Source organism: Microbacterium xerophyticum (genome assembly GCF_053543555.1).
The window spans coordinates 169,164-185,793 of sequence record NZ_JBLVOB010000009.1 but is presented as its reverse complement, the minus strand read 5'-3'; the positions used below and the strand labels follow the sequence as shown (position 1 = coordinate 185,793).

General features: G+C 64.1%; 21 protein-coding genes. 5 read left to right on the top strand and 16 right to left on the bottom strand.

Features of this window, described 5'->3' with window-relative positions:
• The first annotated feature begins 11 nt into the window (after nt 1–11).
• Nucleotides 12–965 carry an epimerase gene (locus ACNPNP_RS18830; protein WP_448967564.1) on the top strand — a complete coding sequence of 318 codons (954 nt, stop codon included), beginning with the start codon at nt 12–14 and terminating at the stop codon, nt 963–965.
• Here ACNPNP_RS18830 and ACNPNP_RS18825 read toward each other — a convergent pair.
• Together ACNPNP_RS18825 and ACNPNP_RS18820 are read right to left on the bottom strand one after the other, a co-directional pair.
• Complete coding sequence (locus ACNPNP_RS18825; protein WP_448967563.1) at nt 958–1,941, bottom strand: epimerase; 984 nt, start codon at nt 1,939–1,941, stop codon at nt 958–960. The two genes, ACNPNP_RS18830 and ACNPNP_RS18825, sit on opposite strands and share 8 nt — an antisense overlap.
• Complete coding sequence (locus ACNPNP_RS18820) at nt 1,938–2,321, bottom strand: PLD nuclease N-terminal domain-containing protein (RefSeq protein ID WP_448967562.1); 384 nt, start codon at nt 2,319–2,321, stop codon at nt 1,938–1,940. The genes ACNPNP_RS18825 and ACNPNP_RS18820 overlap by 4 nt, the downstream gene beginning before the upstream one ends.
• Nucleotides 2,322–2,356: 35 nt before the next feature.
• Between ACNPNP_RS18820 and ACNPNP_RS18815 the strand changes: the two genes are divergently transcribed.
• Nucleotides 2,357–2,959 (top strand): GNAT family N-acetyltransferase, encoded by a 603-nt coding sequence (locus ACNPNP_RS18815; RefSeq protein ID WP_448967561.1) that lies wholly within the window; start codon nt 2,357–2,359, stop codon nt 2,957–2,959.
• 6 nt (nt 2,960–2,965) lie between these two features.
• Here the strand turns inward: ACNPNP_RS18815 and ACNPNP_RS18810 are convergent, their stop codons facing one another.
• From ACNPNP_RS18810 to ACNPNP_RS18800, 3 genes are all read right to left on the bottom strand, one after another.
• On the bottom strand, nt 2,966–3,175 hold the full coding sequence (locus ACNPNP_RS18810; RefSeq protein WP_448967560.1) for a hypothetical protein: 210 nt from the start codon (nt 3,173–3,175) through the stop codon (nt 2,966–2,968).
• 76 nt (nt 3,176–3,251) lie between these two features.
• On the bottom strand, nt 3,252–4,181 hold the full coding sequence (locus ACNPNP_RS18805; protein ID WP_448967559.1) for an aldo/keto reductase: 930 nt from the start codon (nt 4,179–4,181) through the stop codon (nt 3,252–3,254).
• Between the two features lie 32 nt (nt 4,182–4,213).
• Nucleotides 4,214–4,567: a DoxX family protein gene (locus ACNPNP_RS18800; RefSeq protein ID WP_448967799.1), complete on the bottom strand. Its 354-nt coding sequence runs from the start codon at nt 4,565–4,567 to the stop codon at nt 4,214–4,216.
• Between the two features lie 138 nt (nt 4,568–4,705).
• On the opposite strand from ACNPNP_RS18800, the gene ACNPNP_RS18795 reads away from it, so the two are divergent.
• Complete coding sequence (locus ACNPNP_RS18795; protein WP_448967558.1) at nt 4,706–5,164, top strand: GNAT family N-acetyltransferase; 459 nt, start codon at nt 4,706–4,708, stop codon at nt 5,162–5,164.
• A 106-nt stretch (nt 5,165–5,270) separates the two neighbouring features.
• Here ACNPNP_RS18795 and ACNPNP_RS18790 read toward each other — a convergent pair whose 3' ends face one another.
• The 11 genes from ACNPNP_RS18790 to ACNPNP_RS18740 form a co-directional block, all read right to left on the bottom strand.
• Nucleotides 5,271–6,023: an SDR family NAD(P)-dependent oxidoreductase gene (locus ACNPNP_RS18790; RefSeq protein ID WP_448967557.1), complete on the bottom strand. Its 753-nt coding sequence runs from the start codon at nt 6,021–6,023 to the stop codon at nt 5,271–5,273.
• 22 nt (nt 6,024–6,045) lie between these two features.
• A complete protein-coding gene (locus tag ACNPNP_RS18785) occupies nt 6,046–7,032 on the bottom strand; it encodes a Gfo/Idh/MocA family protein (protein WP_448967556.1) in 987 nt (328 codons plus the stop codon).
• Nucleotides 7,029–7,922 (bottom strand): sugar phosphate isomerase/epimerase family protein, encoded by an 894-nt coding sequence (locus tag ACNPNP_RS18780; protein ID WP_448967555.1) that lies wholly within the window; start codon nt 7,920–7,922, stop codon nt 7,029–7,031. Before ACNPNP_RS18780 ends, ACNPNP_RS18785 begins: the two co-directional genes overlap by 4 nt.
• Nucleotides 7,919–8,470: a VOC family protein gene (locus ACNPNP_RS18775; protein ID WP_448967554.1), complete on the bottom strand. Its 552-nt coding sequence runs from the start codon at nt 8,468–8,470 to the stop codon at nt 7,919–7,921. The genes ACNPNP_RS18780 and ACNPNP_RS18775 overlap by 4 nt, the downstream gene beginning before the upstream one ends.
• Nucleotides 8,467–9,462: a LacI family DNA-binding transcriptional regulator gene (locus tag ACNPNP_RS18770; protein WP_448967553.1), complete on the bottom strand. Its 996-nt coding sequence runs from the start codon at nt 9,460–9,462 to the stop codon at nt 8,467–8,469. The genes ACNPNP_RS18775 and ACNPNP_RS18770 overlap by 4 nt, the downstream gene beginning before the upstream one ends.
• Nucleotides 9,440–10,471, bottom strand: coding sequence for a Gfo/Idh/MocA family protein (locus tag ACNPNP_RS18765; protein ID WP_448967552.1), 1,032 nt, complete (start codon nt 10,469–10,471; stop codon nt 9,440–9,442). The genes ACNPNP_RS18770 and ACNPNP_RS18765 overlap by 23 nt, the downstream gene beginning before the upstream one ends.
• Nucleotides 10,422–11,390, bottom strand: a complete 969-nt coding sequence (locus ACNPNP_RS18760) for a Gfo/Idh/MocA family protein (protein ID WP_448967551.1) — start codon at nt 11,388–11,390, stop codon at nt 10,422–10,424. Before ACNPNP_RS18760 ends, ACNPNP_RS18765 begins: the two co-directional genes overlap by 50 nt.
• On the bottom strand, nt 11,387–12,250 hold the full coding sequence (locus ACNPNP_RS18755) for a carbohydrate ABC transporter permease (RefSeq protein ID WP_448967550.1): 864 nt from the start codon (nt 12,248–12,250) through the stop codon (nt 11,387–11,389). Before ACNPNP_RS18755 ends, ACNPNP_RS18760 begins: the two co-directional genes overlap by 4 nt.
• Complete coding sequence (locus tag ACNPNP_RS18750; RefSeq protein ID WP_448967549.1) at nt 12,247–13,173, bottom strand: carbohydrate ABC transporter permease; 927 nt, start codon at nt 13,171–13,173, stop codon at nt 12,247–12,249. The genes ACNPNP_RS18755 and ACNPNP_RS18750 overlap by 4 nt, the downstream gene beginning before the upstream one ends.
• A 57-nt stretch (nt 13,174–13,230) precedes the next feature.
• Entirely contained in the window at nt 13,231–14,484 is a 1,254-nt protein-coding gene (locus ACNPNP_RS18745) for an ABC transporter substrate-binding protein (protein WP_448967548.1), read from the bottom strand.
• 80 nt (nt 14,485–14,564) lie between these two features.
• Nucleotides 14,565–15,353, bottom strand: a complete 789-nt coding sequence (locus ACNPNP_RS18740) for a DeoR/GlpR family DNA-binding transcription regulator (RefSeq protein ID WP_448967547.1) — start codon at nt 15,351–15,353, stop codon at nt 14,565–14,567.
• Nucleotides 15,354–15,394: 41 nt separating this feature from the next.
• Between ACNPNP_RS18740 and ACNPNP_RS18735 the strand changes: the two genes are divergently transcribed.
• A complete protein-coding gene (locus ACNPNP_RS18735; protein ID WP_448967546.1) occupies nt 15,395–16,036 on the top strand; it encodes a bifunctional 4-hydroxy-2-oxoglutarate aldolase/2-dehydro-3-deoxy-phosphogluconate aldolase in 642 nt (213 codons plus the stop codon).
• A gap of 2 nt (nt 16,037–16,038) precedes the next feature.
• The gene (locus ACNPNP_RS18730; protein WP_448967545.1) at nt 16,039–16,602 is read left to right on the top strand and encodes a P-loop nucleotide/nucleoside kinase family protein; all 564 of its coding nucleotides are present in this window, start codon (nt 16,039–16,041) and stop codon (nt 16,600–16,602) included.
• Nucleotides 16,603–16,630: the final 28 nt, after the last annotated feature.

The following is a 16,630-nucleotide window of genomic DNA, read 5'->3' as shown; positions in this document are numbered from 1 at the left end:
GGACGAATCCGATGAACACCGGCAGAGTCGTGATCGGCGGATCGTCCGGCTTCATGGGACGCCATCTCGAATCCAGGTATCGCGCCGAGGGCCGAGAGGTCGTGACGATCTCCCGTTCCGGCGCTGACCTCGGTTGGGACGATCACGCCGGCATAGCTCGGGCGGTGGACGGCGCCGATCTCGTGATCGGGCTGGCGGGCAAGAGCGTGAACTGCCGCTACACGCCGGAGAACCGGGCCGAGATCTTCCGCTCCCGCCTGGCGACGACCGCGTCGCTCAGCGCGGCGATCGCGAAAGCGGCATCCCCGCCGCGACTCTGGGTGAACTCGTCGACCGCCACGATCTACCGTCACGCCGAAGATCGTCCTATGACGGAGTCGAGCGGAGAGATCGGAACCGGGTTCTCGGTCGAGGTCGCGAAGGCGTGGGAGAAGGCGCTGTTCGCCGATGTCCTGCCGCGGACGCGCCGCGTCGCGCTCCGAAGCACGATAGTGCTGGGCCATGGCGGGGTGCTCGGCCCGCTGAAGAGACTCGCCCGGATGGGGTTGGGCGGCGCGCAGCACGACGGCTGGTGGCCGGCGCCCAGAGGCCGCCGGGCTGCCGGGACGGCGCATCTGCCGGGTGCGCAGCGCGGGCGGCAGAAGTTCAGCTGGGTGCATCTGGACGACATCTCTCGGATCATCGACTTCGTCGAGGAACATCCCGAGTTGGAGGGTCCCATCAACGCGGCTTCGCCGCATCCCGTGGACAACGCCACGTTCATGGCGACCGTGCGAGACGTTCTCGGCGTGCGATTCGGTCCGCCGATGCCCAGATGGATGCTGGAACTCGGTGCCATCGGCATCCGTACCGAGACCGAGCTGATCCTCAAGAGCAGGTGGGTGCTGCCGGAGACGCTCTCGGCTGCCGGATTCGAGTTCGCCCACCCGACGCTCGAAGCAGCGGTCCACGACTCTCTCAGTTGACGCGCCGGGCGCGGATGTCGCGGAGGGCTTCGTCGAGTTCGGGATGCGCGAACTCGTAGCCGGCCTCAGTCAGCACACCCGGCGCGACCCAGCGGCTCTTGAGGATCAGCTCGGACTCGGTGCGCAGCACCCACATCGCCGGTTCGAGCATGAAGCGCCATGCCGGCAGCCCGAACGGCATGCCGACGGCGCGGCGCAGGGCGGCCATGAGCTCGCGGTTCTCCACCGCACCGGGCGCCGCCATGTTGACCGGCCCGTCGATCTCGGGGTGATCGAGGAGGAACCGGATCGCGCCGACGAAGTCGTCGACGTGGATCCAGCTGAAACGCTGCCGCCCGTGGGAGCGGACGCCCGACTGCCGAGGCTGCGTCGGATGCGGACCGATTCCGCGATAGCGACGGTGAGGGAACCACCATCCGTCGTGCTGCGGGCCGCCGATCCCGAACCGGGCGAGGCGGAAGAGCACGTCGCCGACCGGACCCTCACCGAGCACGATCGTGGTGCGCAGCGCGATGCGTCGTGTGTCTGGCAGGTCGCCGCGGAAGAGCTCGGCCTCCCAGTTGCGTCCGACATCGGGCGAGAATCCGGTGTCGAAGTCGGTGTCCTGCTCGGTCTGCGCGCGATCGAGGGCGTAGCGGTACAGTGTCGCCGTGCTCGCGTTCATCCACACGAGCGGCGGATGCTCGGCACGCGCGATCGCCTCGTTCAGAGCGCGGGTGGTGTCCACACGTGAGCGCAGGATCTCGTCCCGGTTGGCGTCGGTGTAGCGGGCGTTCACCGACTTTCCGGCGAGGCCGATCACGAGCTCCGCGCCGTCGACGAGACGCAGGATGCCGTCGGGGTCGTCCCACCGCGCGTCGGGGGCGGTCCGGCCGATCACCCGCACGTCGTATCCGTCGGCGGTGAGAGCGCGAGCGAGCGCACTGCCGAGCGCACCGCTTCCCCCGCCGAGGACGGCGCGCCGGACGCCGGTCACGCCGTGTCCGGTTCGCCGTGCTCGCGCTTACGCGCCTCGATCTGCTGGCGAAGTTCCCACTCCTGGATCTCCCGGTCGAGGTCGGCGATCTGCTGCTCGGTCGTGCGGGTCTCGGCAGGCGATGACCACGACGGGGCCGGAGGCGTCGCCTGACCGCTCTGACGCGAAGCACGCTGCGGCATGCGCGGCATCGATATGCCACCACCGGAATACTCGCGACCGAGAGCGAACCAGAGGGCGCTGCCGATGAGCGGCAGCAGGATGACGATGATGACCCAGACCATCTTCGGCAGATACTTCACCTGCGAGTCGTCGCGCGTGATCACGTCGATCAGAGCGCCGATCATCAGCGCGATGATGAGGATCGAGAGGAACGGCATGCTTTCACCCTAGCTGTCGCTCATAGACTGTCGCCATGGAGTTTCGCAACACGCCCGGCCCCGTGACCCTGACCGGACGACTGGTCGAACTGCAGCCATTGGATCGTTCGCACCACGACGCCCTCGTGGAGGCGGTGCAGGAGAAGGACCTCTGGCAGACCGCCTGGTACACCTCGGTGCCCGCCCCTGATGAAGTGGCCGCCGAGATCGACCGCCGGCTGGCACTGGCGGAGAACGGCGAGATGGTACCGTTCACCGCCGTCGACGCATCCGGCCGCGTGATCGGAATGACGACGTACTACGACCTGGTCGGCGAGGTGCCGCGACTGCACATCGGCTACACCTGGAATCGGCCGTCGGCCCACGGCACCGGCACCAACGCCGAATCGAAACTGCTGCTGCTCACCCATGCCTTCGAGACGCTGGGCGTGTTCCGCGTGGGACTGACGACGCAGTGGGTGAACTTCCAGTCCCGCGCGGCGATCGAACGCCTCGGCGCCAAGCAGGACGGCGTGATGCGCGCGATCTCGCGCTACCGCAACGGCGCGTTGCGCGACTCCGTGGAGTTCTCCATCATCGAACCGGAGTGGCCGGCCGTGAAGGCGAACCTCGAGGCACGGCTCGCGAAGAGGGCCTGAGCCCGCTCAGGAGGCCGAGGGGCCGCCATCCCAGTTGTTCGAGCGGCGGGTGGCGCCGCTGCGTCCTGCGCGCATGATCCATGCCATGGAGAGGCAGAACGCGGCGAGCCCGGCGCAGAAGACGAGCGCCTGGAAGTCAGGAAGGCCGTGCGAGAGGCCCATCAGCACGATGCCGCCCACGAAGAGCACCAAGTAGACGATGAAGCTGATGATCACGGCTGCCTCCTGTTGTGATTGCCGTACCCAGCCTACCGCGCCGCGGCGGTGGCGCTTGATGCGGCCGGGATGAGTCTCACGGGACGATGTGCCCGGCGGCGCGGAACAGCTCGTACCACTCGGGGCGCGTGAGCACGACATCGGAGCCTGCCGCTGCCGCCACGAGGCGCTCCGGCGTGGTGGTGCCCATCACGACCTGCATGTTCGCGGGATGTCGTGTGATCCAGGCGACCGCGATGCCTGTGGGTGTGACACCGTGAAGATCGGCGAGCCGATCGAGGACATCGTTCAGCTCGGCGTAGTCCGGGTTCCCGACGAACGTGCCCGCTCCGGCCGCCGCCTGCATCGGTGACCACGCCTGGACGGTGATGCCGTTGATGCGGCAGTACTCCAGGACGCCTCCCCCGTCCCGAGTGACGGCCTGATCCGTGCCGCCCATGTTCGCGGCGATGCCCTGTGCGATGATCGGCGCCTGGGTGAGCGAAAGCTGAAGCTGGTTCGCCACCAGCGGCTGTTTCACCGCTGTGCGCAGCAGGTCGATCTGGCGAGGGGTGTGATTGGAGACGCCGAACGCGCGTACCTTTCCGGACGCCTCGAGTTCGTCGAACGCACGAGCCACTTCCTGCGGCTCGACGAGGGCGTCGGGGCGGTGCAGCAGGAGTACGTCGATCCGGTCGGTGTTCAGCGCCCGGAGCGATCCGTCGACCTGGCGCAGGATGCGCTCGTAGGAGAAGTCGAACGTGCCGTCCTGCGGGACGATCCCGCACTTCGTCTGGATGGTGATCTCATCGCGTTCTGCCGGCGACAGGGCGAGAGCCTCAGCGAAGCGCTCCTCGCAGGCGTGCATCCGTCCGCCGTAGATGTCGGCGTGGTCGAAGAAGTCGATGCCTGCGTCGCGGGCGGATCCGTAGAGCTCACGGATCTGGGCGTCTTCCTTGTCCTTGATGCGCATCATCCCTGCGATGACGGCAGGAGCGGTGGCGGTGGCGAACGGCACGGTCTTCATGACCACACCGTATCGCGCGGGTGGTTCCGATGTCAGCGGCGTCCGGACGGCGCGCTGGTGCTCCACAGCGCCCAGAGGACGAGAAGTGGCTGGAGGAACAGCCGGAAGAGCCGCCGGCCATCGGTGTCGAGCAGCGGCGCCGAGCGTCCGGTGCGCCACTGGTGCACGTTGCCGGGGAAGACGGCGACGAAGAACGCCGCGACCGCCCAGCCGACGCGCGTACGCTCCTTCGGAAGCGCCACCAGCGCTCCCGCGAGCGCGAGCTCCACGACCCCTGACGCGACGACGATCGCGTCCTTGTCGAGGCGCAGGACTCGGGTCGCCCAATCGGGGACAGTGATGCGGAACCCGCGTCTGCCCCAGGTGAGGTGCCCGACGCCTGTCATCGAGAGTGCGGCGGCGAGGGTCCAACGTGCGACGCTGCGCACGTTGATCAGCCGATCGCCACTCAAGCGATGTCCTCGTCTCCCCATTTCAAGGAGCCTACGCGCTGCGCGCCCGTGCCAGCGCGATACGGTCGAGAGGTGCCTGAATTCCGCCGCGCCGCCGTGTCCGAGATCGATCCCCTCACCCTGTACCGAATCCTCTGGCTGCGCGTGAGCGTCTTCGTCGTCGAACAGAAAGCTGCCTACGCAGAAGTGGACGGGCGCGACATCGAACCCGGCGCTGAGCTCCTCTGGTGCGAGGAAGCCGGCGCAGTCGTGGCAACCCTCCGAATCCTCCGGGACGACGCCGCGATGCGGATCGGGCGAGTGGCCACCGCTGAGTCGGCCCGCGGACGCGGATACGCCGCCGAGCTCATGCGGGCTGCGATCGCGCGATGCCGGGAGCGATCGCCCGGTCTTCCCATCGCCCTCGACGCGCAGACACAACTCGAGCACTGGTACGGGCGGTTCGGATTCCTCCGCTCCGGCAGTCCGTATGAGGAAGACGGCATCCCGCACATCCCGATGACGCTCGCTCGCGCCAACCGTACGTCTTAGCGCGCTATCGTCGGCGGGCCGATGCGAATACGCACTTCATCCCCCGCCTCTGGGTGGTCGAGGTTCAACTTCAGCGATGGCACGAAGCATCGCCGCTCCTCCAGTCTTACGAGCCCATCCCGAGGTGCGCGCCGCCAGCGACGTCAAGACTGACCCCCGTGATGTATCGATTCGAAGGGTCTGTGAGAAATAGTGCTGCGTTCGCGACCTCATCAGGACGGGCGAAGCGTCCCATCGGCAACTGCGATGCGCGTTCCGCGCGAGCCTGGAGCGCTGCTTCGACGTCGGCGCCTGCGGACTTGGCAAACTTCGCCCACATGTCAGTTTCAACGGGTCCGGGTGTGACAGCATTCACCGAGATCCCTGATGGTCCAAGGATCTGGGCCATCGACCACATGATGTGCAGTACTGCGATCTTGCTCGCGTTGTATGGCAGGTACGTCGTCCGGCCTTCTTTCGCTGCCACGGACGAGAAGAGCAGAATCGAGCCCTTGATCCCACCGTTCAGCATCGATTGAGCGACTTCGCGAACGATCGTAAAGGTGGCTGTCGCATTGATAGTCATGATGTTGGCGAACTCTGCGGTACTCGTCGACATCGGGTCCCTGGTTTCCCCGAGAACGCCGGCCGCATGCACCAGCACGTCGATCCGACCGTACTGCGAGATGATTTCGGCGATTGTCGCGATCGTCTTCGCTTCATCAGTCACATCGAGCTGATAATAAGCGTCAACCGGCATCGAGCCTTCTTCATCGCGATCGGCACCTACAACGACCGCACCTGCCAAGGAGAAAGTCTCGGCCATTGCCGTGCCGATGCCTCCGTTCGCGCCAGTGATGACGACGATCTGTTCTTCCATCGAGGTACCGCGCTCTGAATCATCACTTCGTGGCATGACTGTTCCAAACCCTTCCCGGTTGTTCCTCTGTCGGAAGCCCCGCGGTGACAAGGATTTGATCCAGCAGACGCTGTGTCTTCGCGGCCTCCGCACCCGATGTCAGCGGCTGCTGACGGTCACGGACTCGATCGAGGAAGTGGTGAACCGCTCCGGAGAATCCGAAGGTGTTCGTGGCGGTCGCCCACCCGAAGGCCTCGGGCGACATCTCCCTCACCGCGGTCCCGGTCCCCCGCGCGATGGTCACCCGGTCCGGTGCGATGATCGATGCGCTGACGTTGTCGCCGTAAGCGTCGAGCTTCTCGCTCCAGCCTCCCGCATTGCGTGCGGCCATCAGCACGCCAGTGTGACCGTTGTCGAAACGAATCAGCGCACCAACGCCGTCCTCTTGCCAAGGGTCATCGCCGGCAGCATGAGCGCTGACCTCGACAGCTTCGCCACCGCAGTACCACCGAAGAAGGTCGACCATGTGAATGGCGTTCTCGAAGGTGGCGCGGTACTCCGAACCGGCACGGTTCTTCTGTGCGACGCAGAAACTCGCGCCGCTCGTCGCGAACGCAGCGCGTCCTTCGGCGTATACCGGCGCGAAACGTCGGTTGAATCCCACCATGAGTATGCGACCATTCTCCTCGGCCACGCGCGCGAGATCCTCTGCGTCGGCGGTGCGAGTAGCCAATGGCTTCTCGCAGAATACGTCCAGGCCCGCCTCCAGCGCAGCGTGCGTTGCATGAACGTGTTCTGACCGTGGGGTCAATACGAACAGCGCATCGAGTTCTTCTTGTCCGAGCATTTCTTCGACGTCTGGATAGGAAGTCCGAAAACCCCAACGTCTCATGAGTGGTTGCGGGTTCTCTTGACGGGTCACAAGTGCTCGCAACTCGACGTCGTCGCGTTGGACCAGCGTGGGAAGTTGCGCGATGCTTGCGATGTTCCCGGCGCCGACAACTCCGATGCGCAACGCGTTGCCAGTCATTTTGTCGACACCAGGCTGGAGAGGATCGCGCGGATCGCCGCCGCGGAATCCTTGAAGCCGGTCGCGGGCTCCGGCAGGTCTTGAGGGTGCCACCGGTATTCGTACTCGAGGGTCAGCACGTCGTCGTAGTCGCGCCGAACCAGTTCCGCGATGATCTCCGGCCATGGCACGATACCGGTACCGACCACACGCGAGCGGACCGCGCGTTCCTCGGCCTTCACACGCGCCGTGTCGGATGCTCGGAACGGCGCGTCGGGGTCCTTGAACACGAGGTCCTTGACGTGGACGTGGCTGATGAGCTCTCCCTGGACGGCGAACGCTTCCTGCCATTTCTCGTCGTGCGTGAAGGTCAGGTTGGCCTGGTCATACAGCACTCGTACGGCCGGAGAGCCGACCTGCTCGACCAGACGAGCAGTGTCCACCGCCGTCTGCGTCATGGTGCCGAAGTGGTTCTCGACACACAACACGACGTTCGCGGCCACGGCGTCGACGGCAAGAACCTGCAGTGCCTTGGTCAGCTGCTCCCAGTGAGCTGCGTGGGCTGTGTCACCCGCGTGCCATGCGCCCGCGTACACCCGAACCTTGCCTGCGCCCACCGCATGGGCAGCATCGATGCAGCCGCGGAACTCATCGATGCCCGCCTGCCACTTCTTCGCATCGGGACTGTTGATCGCCGTGGTGTACGGAGTGAGCGCGACGATGGGGACGCCCTCAGCATCCGCCACAGCGGCAGCATCTCGCGCGGACTTCGAATCGCCTGGTCGGATGGCAGCGGGATAGTCATCTTGGTAGATGACTTCCGCTGCGTCGAGGCTCGCGGATCGAAAGAGTACAAGTGCCTCGGTGAGGGTGAGGCCTGGAGTGCCGAGCGTGTGTCCAGCGATGATCATGGTGAAGACGGGTTCCATTCTGGTTGGCGGTTCCAGTCCGCCGGTCCGATCAGTTTTGGGGGGTTCTGGACGCGCGAGCGGTCCACGAGTTCCATCAACAAGCCCCACGGTGTTACGAAGTAGGTCCAGCGGTTGCCGGCGACGGTGGGACTGTCGCCGGCGACTTCCTTGCGCTCCCCTAGGATCTCCACGCCAGGGATGCGGCTGAGATGGTCAACGGCCTTGTCGACGTCATCGACAACGAAGCACAGATGGTGGCCGCCGCGATCACTGTGCCGGGGATGGACTGCGCTCTGGTCTTCGGTTCGCCACTGGAACAGTTCGATGTTCAGATTCGGCGGCATCCGCAGCATCGACAACTCCAGTGCCGCGTCCTCGGGCACGTTGAAGTTGACCGGCATGTACGCGGGGTCGGGTCCCCTCGTTGAGCGGTACAGCTCTTCTGCACCAAGCACTTCGACGAAGAAGCTCACAGCCTCATCCAGGTTCGGGACAGTGAACGCCGCGTGGTCGACGTGACGTAACCCTGGAAGCAACCGGGACGTCATCGGACCGGCCCCGTCGACGAACGCACCAGGAGTTGCGGTTGCAAGACCACCTGTTCGACGCGCCCGCTCCGGCCCGCGCTTTCGGCAAGAGAAATGGCGAGGCGACCCATTTCGGCAATGGGCTGCTGCACGGAGGTCAAGGGTGGGTTGCTGCGTGCTCCGAGGGGCAGCCCATCGAATCCCACCACAGAGACGTCACCGGGAACGGAGACGCCCCGTTCGCCGAGCGAGCTGATCAGTCCCAGCGCGACCATGTCGTTGGCACAGATCACGGCTGTCGGCCGATTCGCCATCTTGATGAGTTCCGCCGCGGCACGTTCACCGGCTTCGCCTCCGCGCCCGCTGTCGAACTCGGTGGGAGCCATCCCGTGTTCTGCCGCGAGTGTGCGGTACGCCCGACGGCGGTCGGCCGCCGTATGGGTACCGGCGATACCGGAGACGTATGCAATGGATGCGTGACCGAGGCCGACAAGATGGTCGAACGCCATTCGGATACCCGCCACGCTGTCCACGGTTACGGTCGGCACGTGATCATTCGATTCGAGCCGGTCGATCACCACCAAGCGACTACCGAATCCGAAAGGTGCATACTCGGCCGGATCCACTCGGGCGAATGGCGCCACGATGGCGAACGGGGCGTACATCGCCTGCATCGCCTGGAGATAGCCTGCAGTCGCGTCGGCGTTGTTCTCGGTCACGCAGAGCACAAGCTGGTATCCCCGTTCGCCGGCCGCGGCGGTCATCGCTTTCGCAAGCTCAGCAAAGAACGGGTTGGTGATGTCCGGGACGATGAGAGGAACCAAGGTGCTGGTCTTCGTACGCAGCGCTTGCGCGAGCGGATTCATGGTGTAGCCCATGGATGCCGCCACCTTCAGAACGTGGTCACGAGTTGTCGCATTCACTGCCTCCGGGCGAGAGAACGCTCTCGAAACGGTGGACCTGTGAACGCCCGCTGCGACAGCGACCTCATCAATGCTGGGTGTCGACACCATTGCCCCCTTGTCGTGCTTTCGAGTAAGCGTCCCAAACAACCGTCATCGTCGCTTTCAAATCGCCGATGCCGGGTAAGTCCGAGAATCCGTTGTTTAGCTGGTCGGCCACCGCGTCGACGAACGGCGCGTAGAGCGGGTCGCTGTCGACGTCGATCAACGCCGTTTCGGTCGCGCCGTCGACAGCGGTGAACGAGGCGTTCCCGTCGGACCAGATGGTTGACGCCCCAGCTGCACCGATGCGCATGAACGAGCAGTGTCGTTTGAGAGGCGACCCCGGGAAGGCGTACCCCACCTCGATAGTGGCGATACGACCGTCGGTCGTCGTGAGCGTGAGCGACGCAAAATCTTCGACGCTGCCCGCGTGAAGCGCAGACGACAAGGCAGCTGTGACGGCGACGCTCTCCGCACCACTCGAGCGGAGGAACAGATCGATGAAGTGGGGAGCGAGGTTGATCATGCATCCGCCCCCGGCGCGCTCGAGCTCCACCATCCAAGGGCTGCCGTTGTGGAGGTAGCGGTCGGGTGGGCCTGCAATGAACTGCGCACTTTCGTATACGGAACTTCCGGCCTTGGCGAGCCACCCTTCGATGGGTCCGCTCTGCTGCACGAGAGGTACTGCGATTGGCACGTCCGCGGCTCTCGCGGCGGTCTCGATCTCGGTCAGTTCCTCCAGCGACACACCGGCAGGCTTCTCCAGCACGAGAGGTATGCGAGCGTCGATGAGCGCAAGACAGACTTCCCGCATGTTGTCGTGGGGGGCGAACACATACGCGAGCTCAGCATCCCGGTGCTTGGACACAAGTTCCTGCCAGGACGAGTAGAGCGGCGCATCCCACAGCCGCGCGAGCTCGGTCGCGTGCGCGGTGTCCGGATCACTGACGCCGATCACCTCGTGGCGTGCGGCGATTCGGTCCGTGTAAAGAGGCACATGCCAGTGCGTCGGCCCCACGACTATGGTCTTAGCGCGACTCATGCTCGCTCTTTCCTCTGCTGAGTATCTCGTCGGCAAGCCGCGTGGCTCGCAGAGCTTGACGGTATCCGACCATTGGCCGTTCACCTTGCGCGAAACCGAGAGCAACACGCGCCTGCTCTAGGAACAGATCGACCTCGGGAAGCTGGTGGACCGTCTCTGAGCCCAGGCGGTCCCACTCGTGCAGCGCCCAGTTGGACCACACGCGTCGCCCTTCATGGGCGACCACATCGATTTCGAGTGACCAGTCGTTCCTGTTGAGGCCCGTTGTGTGGTTCCAGGGGTTCCAGTAGGTCTCGAGTCGGAACAGCGGTCCGTCGATGAACGACAGCGTTGCGGCCGCATAGTCCGTAGCAGACGTGCGGTGGAGCTGATTGCTTTCGTACGTGTTGTGGATAGTGGCTGCGCCTGGAAAGAGGGACGCCACGTACTCGATCGCGTGGATGCCGTTCACGACGGCCACTCCGCCTTCTTGAGGTGCCACGCGCCACGAGTCGAGCGTGAGCTTTCGCGCCGCGGAACGGACACTGACGCTGATCACCGTGGATGCCGACATCCATTCCGCCAGTCTCTTGCCGACCGGATGGTGGTGCAGCGTGTATCCGACCATCAGAGAGTCGTCGACACTCTCGATCTCACCGAGCACCGCAGCATTTTCTGTGGACGATCCGAGGGGCTTCTCGACGAGCACGCGGAACCCCCGGCGAAGAAGATCTGCGGTGACGTCCGGCTGCGCGCTGCTGGGAAGCGACACCACGACCAGATCGATCTCTTCCGGGGCGAGCTTCGCGGGCGAGTCGATCACCTTCGCGTCCACTCCCTGCGCCAGCTCGTGCACGTTCGGGCTCGGGTCGACGAGTGCGACTACCTGGGCACCCAGTGCATGGAAGGCTTTGACGTGGCGGCTTCCCGCCCACCCGGCCGCCCCGATCACGGCGACCCTGACTGGAAGATTCATCCCTTCACCCCTCCCGACGTCATACCGGCGATGAACCAGCGTTGGAAGGCGGCGAAGATGGCCAGCACCGGCACGAAGGCGACGACCACGAACGCTGCGAACAGGGCCCAGAAGTTGCCGAACCCGGTGGTGACGTAGCGCACGATGCCGTTCTGGACTGTCTTCATGTCTTCCGTGGTGGCGAGGACCTGGCCGACAAGGAAGTCGTTCCAGACGAAGACGAAGATGAAGATGGCGATCGCCGCGATACCAGGACGGATCAACGGCAGAACGATGCGCCAGAGGATCTGTATGCGAGAGCACCCGTCGATCGCGGCGGCCTCCTCGATCTCCACCGGGATGTTCTCGATGAAGTTACGGAGGAACAGGATGGTCTGCCCGCAGATGATCGCCGTGTAGACAACGATCAGCATCGGATAGGTGTTGATCAACGCCGTCTTCGCGAACATCGAGTAAAGCGCGATGAAGACGACGATCGCTGGCACCATCGACAGCACGAGGATGCCCGTCATCAGCGCCTCCATCCGCCGACTCTTGTACCGCGTTGCCACGTACGCCGCGGGAATGCAGATTACCAGTGCCAACAGAATGGAACCGCCCGCGTAGATCAGAGAGTTCACGAAGAATCGGACGTTGGTGTTGGTCAGAAGCCCCGCGTAGGCGTCCAAGGTGAACGGGCTGGGAATCCACTCCGGCGGGAACTGGATCGTGTCCGCTTCGGGTTTCAGCGACGTCGAGATGATCCAGACGACGGGCGGCAGAACGACCAGCGCTGACAGGAGGATGTAGATCCAGCGCGGCACGGCAGCGATCCGCTGGCGCAGCCGGCGCCGGGAACGAATGGCAGTGGAAGTGTTCACAGGTTTTCCTTCCGTCGGAAGCGGATCGCGGCCAGAGTGAGGACAGCATTCACGGCGAACAGCAGAATGGCTGTCGCGGAGGCTCCGGAGAGGTCGAAGTCGTTGAAGGTCTGGTTGTAGACACGCATGGAGAGGGTTTCGGTGGCGCCTAGCGGGCCCCCGCGAGTGGTGACCAAGATGATGGTGACCATCTGGACGTAGAGCATGAGAAGGACGACGACGACGGAGACGATCGTGTTTCGCAGATACGGCAAGGTGATGCTGATGAAACCGCGCCACACTCCGCCTCCGTCCATCTTCAGGCTCTCGCGGAGCTCTTCGGGAATGGTCTGCAGTGCGCCAAGGAACAGCAGCATTGCTTGCGGGTACGACCACCAGGCCGTGATCAACGTCACGGCGATGAGCGCGGCCGTGGGCGACGAGAACACATCGGTCGGTCCGAATCCGAGGGTCGTGGTGATGGCGGTAGCCGGTCCGAAATTCGGGTTCAAGAACCACAGCCAGATGGTTCCAGCCGTTGCCTGCGACATCAGCCATGGGAGAAGGAACAGGCTGCGAACGGTGCGCTTGAGTCGGTGCAGGTTGTTCAGCACGATCGCGGATATCAACCCCGCGGGTAGCGCGATCACCAGTGCGCCGAGCGAGAAGACGAGGGTGATCCCGATCTGACTGGGCAGGCTCGGATCGGAGAACAGGTCAACGAAAGAGTTCAGCCCCGAGAACTGACCGATCACGTAGTAGTTCGTTTCGTGCATCGCCGTCCACGCCGTGTAGATCAGTGGCCCTACGAACACGAAAACGAAGACAGCGGTGACGGGGATGACGTAAAGCCATACTCTGCGGTCCGCGCGCAGGGGGCGGCGAACAGGAGGGTCGGGCCGGATGGGCGTCGCTTCTGCGACAAGCGCAGTGGTGGTTGACATGAGATTCCGCTTCCCCGGGGGCCCGACTAGCGGGCCCCCGGATATTGCTGGTGGCTACTAGTTGGACGCGTCCTGCGCGGTGTTGATGAACTCGCCGCCGGACAGACCGTTCAGGTAGAGCGCTTGACCGGACTGGGACAGCGCAGTGGCGAGCGAAACCCAGTTATCGGCGTAGGTGTGTGGTTCGCTGTTACTCTCCACGTATTCGGCGACCGAGTTCACCGCGTCCGCCTCCGGAGTCGAGAAGAACGCTTCCTCGTACGTTGCAGCCCGTGTCGGGATCTCCCCACCGGTCGCCATCACTGCGCCGGCGTCGGGACCGGTCATGTACTCGATGAACTTCCAGGCGGCTTCGGTGTGCTTGCTACCAGCGCCGATGCCCATCGTCCATCCGAAAGTTGAGCCGATGTCGTCCCCCGTGGAGGCCTTGGGCAGTGACGTCCACTTCACGTCCGGATTCTGACCGCCGAGCGTGATGGCGCGCTCACTGCCGAGTACGGCCATCGCTACTGTGCCGTTGGCCAGACCGTCGGTCACCGTCGAATAGGTGTCCGATACGACGCTGGTGCCGAGAGCATCTGCGTCTCGCAGATCCGCAAGGAGATTGCCGAACTCTTCGCCTTTGTCCGTCGCGAAGTCCGCGTCGCCATCTTCGTTCCAGATCTCCTGGCCGACCTGGCTCATGAAGCAGTCGAAGAACGTGCTGATGATCGCGGAGTTGTCCGTATCAGAGAAGCCAGTGCCGAATCCGGTGAATCCGGCTGCGGAGGCTTTCGCGGCGACATCGATCACTTCGTCGTACGTGGTCGGAGCGGTCGCTCCTACCTGGTCGAGGATCTTCTGGTTGTAGTAGAGCGCGCATGTCCGATACTCATAGGGCACCGCGACCTGCTGACCGTCCGGTCCGGCAAGTTTGTCGGTCGGGCGGAGCCAGTCCGTGATCTCGGTTGCTGCCGAGGGCAGCGGTGAGTATGCGCCTGCGGCCGCCATCTGCGGCACCTGGGGTGTGAACATCTTGAACACGTCAGGTGCTTGACCAGCTGCGGCGGCCTGCGGAAGGCGGTTGAGCATGTCCCCCAGTGAGACGACCGACAAGTCGATCGTGATATCTGGGTTGGCCGCTTCGAAGTTCGCGATGTTCTCTTTCAGAGCGCTCGAGCGGGGGTTGTCCTGGCTGGGATCGAGGAAGTCCCAGTAAGTCAGCGTGACGGGTCCCTGGGATTCAGGTTCGGTGTCAGCAGTGCAACCAGCGAGCATGACGCTCGCGGCCATCGCACCGACAATTGCGGTGCTCCATCGCTTGCGGATCATTTGTCTCTCCAATGAGATCGATTGCTGAGATCGGTTGCAGAAAAGCTACCGCACTCGTCCGCGACTGTCAAAGGGGGCCTTCAATCCTCTGCGACGAGAAGATTCACGCCAGCGTCACGCAGAGCTTGCTGCTCTGCCAGTGGCACTCCGCTGTCCGAAATGAGTGCGTCGAAGTCCTGCAGCCTCTTCACCACATGAGCCTCGCTGACCCCGTGTTTGCTGGAGTCGACGAGCAGAATGCTCTTCTTCGCTCGGCTAAGTACGCATCGCTTCGCGGCGGCATACGACATGGCGCCGGTGGTAGCCCCAGAAGCTACGTCCCAGGCGCTGGCGCTGATGAATGCCGCATCGAAAGCGAAGTGCTGCATTATCGCTGGGAGCAAGTCGCCGACCGCCGAGGACGTCTTCGGGTCCACGAGACCGGCCGCGATCACGACGGCAAGCTGCGGCGCGGACATCGCCAGACTGCTCGCCGTGCTCAGGTCGGTGGTAACCACCGTGATGCCCGCCATCCCGGTCAGGATCGGCACCATAGCGGCACACGTCGTCCCAGAATCCAGGAAGATCACGTCACCGGCGTTGACCTCGCCAGAGGCTGCGCGAGCAATGGCGGCCTTCGCCCCGATTTCAACCCGGGACCGTTCGCGTCGATCCGCAGGAGGAACACGACCACCTGCCACTCGCGCGCCGCCATGGACTGGAACTGCAACCCCGAGGGCGTGTAAAGCGGCAAGGTCGCGACGAATCGTGACGCTCGACACCCCCAATTCCGCAACGAGGTCTGTTGTCCGAATCGTGCCCTGGGTCGCCAATTGTGCCCTGATGCGGTCACGGCGCTGAGCGGCCAGTAACTGGTGAGATTCGTTCATCTTTGTCGCTTTCTGTCGCTTTTGTTATAGTCTGAGGCCTCATGCAGCAAAAACTGATCACGCTCAGCCGTATTTCCCAAAGTGGGGTAGTCGTCATCGTCCGCCTTGACGACGCCGAGGAAGCGTTTCGCGCCTCCGAAGCGGCCATCGCGGGTGGCGTGACGGCTATCGAGGTCACTCTGTCCACACCTGGCGCACTTCGTGTGATCGAGCGGCTCGTTGAGGGTTACGGCTCAACGGTCTCGATCGGCGCGGGCACGGTCCTCGACGGCCATAGCGCCTATGCTTCGATCTCCGCAGGTGCCTCGTTCCTCGTCAGCCCTCACCTCAGCCGCGACATGATCCGCACCGCCAATCGGTACCAGATCCCCACCATCAGCGGCGCCTACACACCTACGGAGATCGTCGAGTCAGCCGAGGAGGGGGCCGACATCGTCAAATTGTTCCCCGCTGAAGTCGGACCCGACTACGCCAAAGCAGTTCTGGCCCCCCTCGCACACATAGCGTTCATGCCGGCTGGTGGGGTCTCTTCCACGAACACCAAGGCCTGGTTCGATGCAGGCGTCGCCGCTGTCGGAGCCGGGAGCGCCATCACCAAGGCGGCGCGCCCAGATGGTGACTACACGCGCGTGACAGCCGCGGCGGAAAGCTTCATGCACGCCGTGCGCGAAGCTCGAGGATGACCATGCCGTTCGCTCTCGCTGTAGTCGGATCGGCCGGCTCAGGTAAGTCGACGGTGGCGCTCGAGATCGCTCGCCGTTCCGGTGGGATCTATCTCGACAAGGACCGGCTTGCCGGCCCGCTCGTCGAGGCCATTATGAGCGCACAGGGACAATCAGTAGAAGAACGCGAGAGCAACTCGTTCTACCGCGAGCAGATCATGCCCGCTGAGTACGAGGCACTCTTCGCGGTGGCGAACGACAACCTCCGGCTCGGACTTTCGGTCGTCATCGATGCACCATTCGCTGCGTACTTGGACAAACCCGAGTTCTTCGAGCATGCAACCGCGACATGGCCCGATGTCAATTGTGCCGTCTTGAACGTGGTCACGTCCGAAGATGAAACGCGCCGTAGGCTTCGACAACGCGGACTGCCTCGTGATCGGGCGAAGCTCAGCAATTGGGACGAGTTCTGGTCACGATGGGGGGAACTCGCCATCAACTGGACCGGCGTCCGTGTGTTCGAGGCCAACAACGATGACGCGCCGAACATCGCCCACGTACTTGAGCACCTGCAAGCGAACGACTGATCCCGGGGCGAAGGTCGCTCGCTGAATG

Coding starts and splice junctions, on each gene's coding strand:
- ACNPNP_RS18745 (WP_448967548.1), bottom strand. CDS start 14,484: ATGATCCGCAAGCGATGGAGCACCGCAATTGTCGGTGCGATGGCCGCG.
- ACNPNP_RS18815 (WP_448967561.1), top strand. CDS start 2,357: ATGGAGTTTCGCAACACGCCCGGCCCCGTGACCCTGACCGGACGACTG.
- ACNPNP_RS18820 (WP_448967562.1), bottom strand. CDS start 2,321: ATGCCGTTCCTCTCGATCCTCATCATCGCGCTGATGATCGGCGCTCTG.
- ACNPNP_RS18830 (WP_448967564.1), top strand. CDS start 12: ATGAACACCGGCAGAGTCGTGATCGGCGGATCGTCCGGCTTCATGGGA.
- ACNPNP_RS18775 (WP_448967554.1), bottom strand. CDS start 8,470: ATGACGTCCCGGTTGCTTCCAGGGTTACGTCACGTCGACCACGCGGCG.
- ACNPNP_RS18760 (WP_448967551.1), bottom strand. CDS start 11,390: ATGAATCTTCCAGTCAGGGTCGCCGTGATCGGGGCGGCCGGGTGGGCG.
- ACNPNP_RS18740 (WP_448967547.1), bottom strand. CDS start 15,353: ATGAACGAATCTCACCAGTTACTGGCCGCTCAGCGCCGTGACCGCATC.
- ACNPNP_RS18785 (WP_448967556.1), bottom strand. CDS start 7,032: ATGACTGGCAACGCGTTGCGCATCGGAGTTGTCGGCGCCGGGAACATC.
- ACNPNP_RS18770 (WP_448967553.1), bottom strand. CDS start 9,462: ATGGTGTCGACACCCAGCATTGATGAGGTCGCTGTCGCAGCGGGCGTT.
- ACNPNP_RS18730 (WP_448967545.1), top strand. CDS start 16,039: ATGCCGTTCGCTCTCGCTGTAGTCGGATCGGCCGGCTCAGGTAAGTCG.
- ACNPNP_RS18780 (WP_448967555.1), bottom strand. CDS start 7,922: ATGATCATCGCTGGACACACGCTCGGCACTCCAGGCCTCACCCTCACC.
- ACNPNP_RS18750 (WP_448967549.1), bottom strand. CDS start 13,173: ATGTCAACCACCACTGCGCTTGTCGCAGAAGCGACGCCCATCCGGCCC.
- ACNPNP_RS18805 (WP_448967559.1), bottom strand. CDS start 4,181: ATGAAGACCGTGCCGTTCGCCACCGCCACCGCTCCTGCCGTCATCGCA.
- ACNPNP_RS18800 (WP_448967799.1), bottom strand. CDS start 4,567: ATGACAGGCGTCGGGCACCTCACCTGGGGCAGACGCGGGTTCCGCATC.
- ACNPNP_RS18790 (WP_448967557.1), bottom strand. CDS start 6,023: ATGGAAGAACAGATCGTCGTCATCACTGGCGCGAACGGAGGCATCGGC.
- ACNPNP_RS18735 (WP_448967546.1), top strand. CDS start 15,395: ATGCAGCAAAAACTGATCACGCTCAGCCGTATTTCCCAAAGTGGGGTA.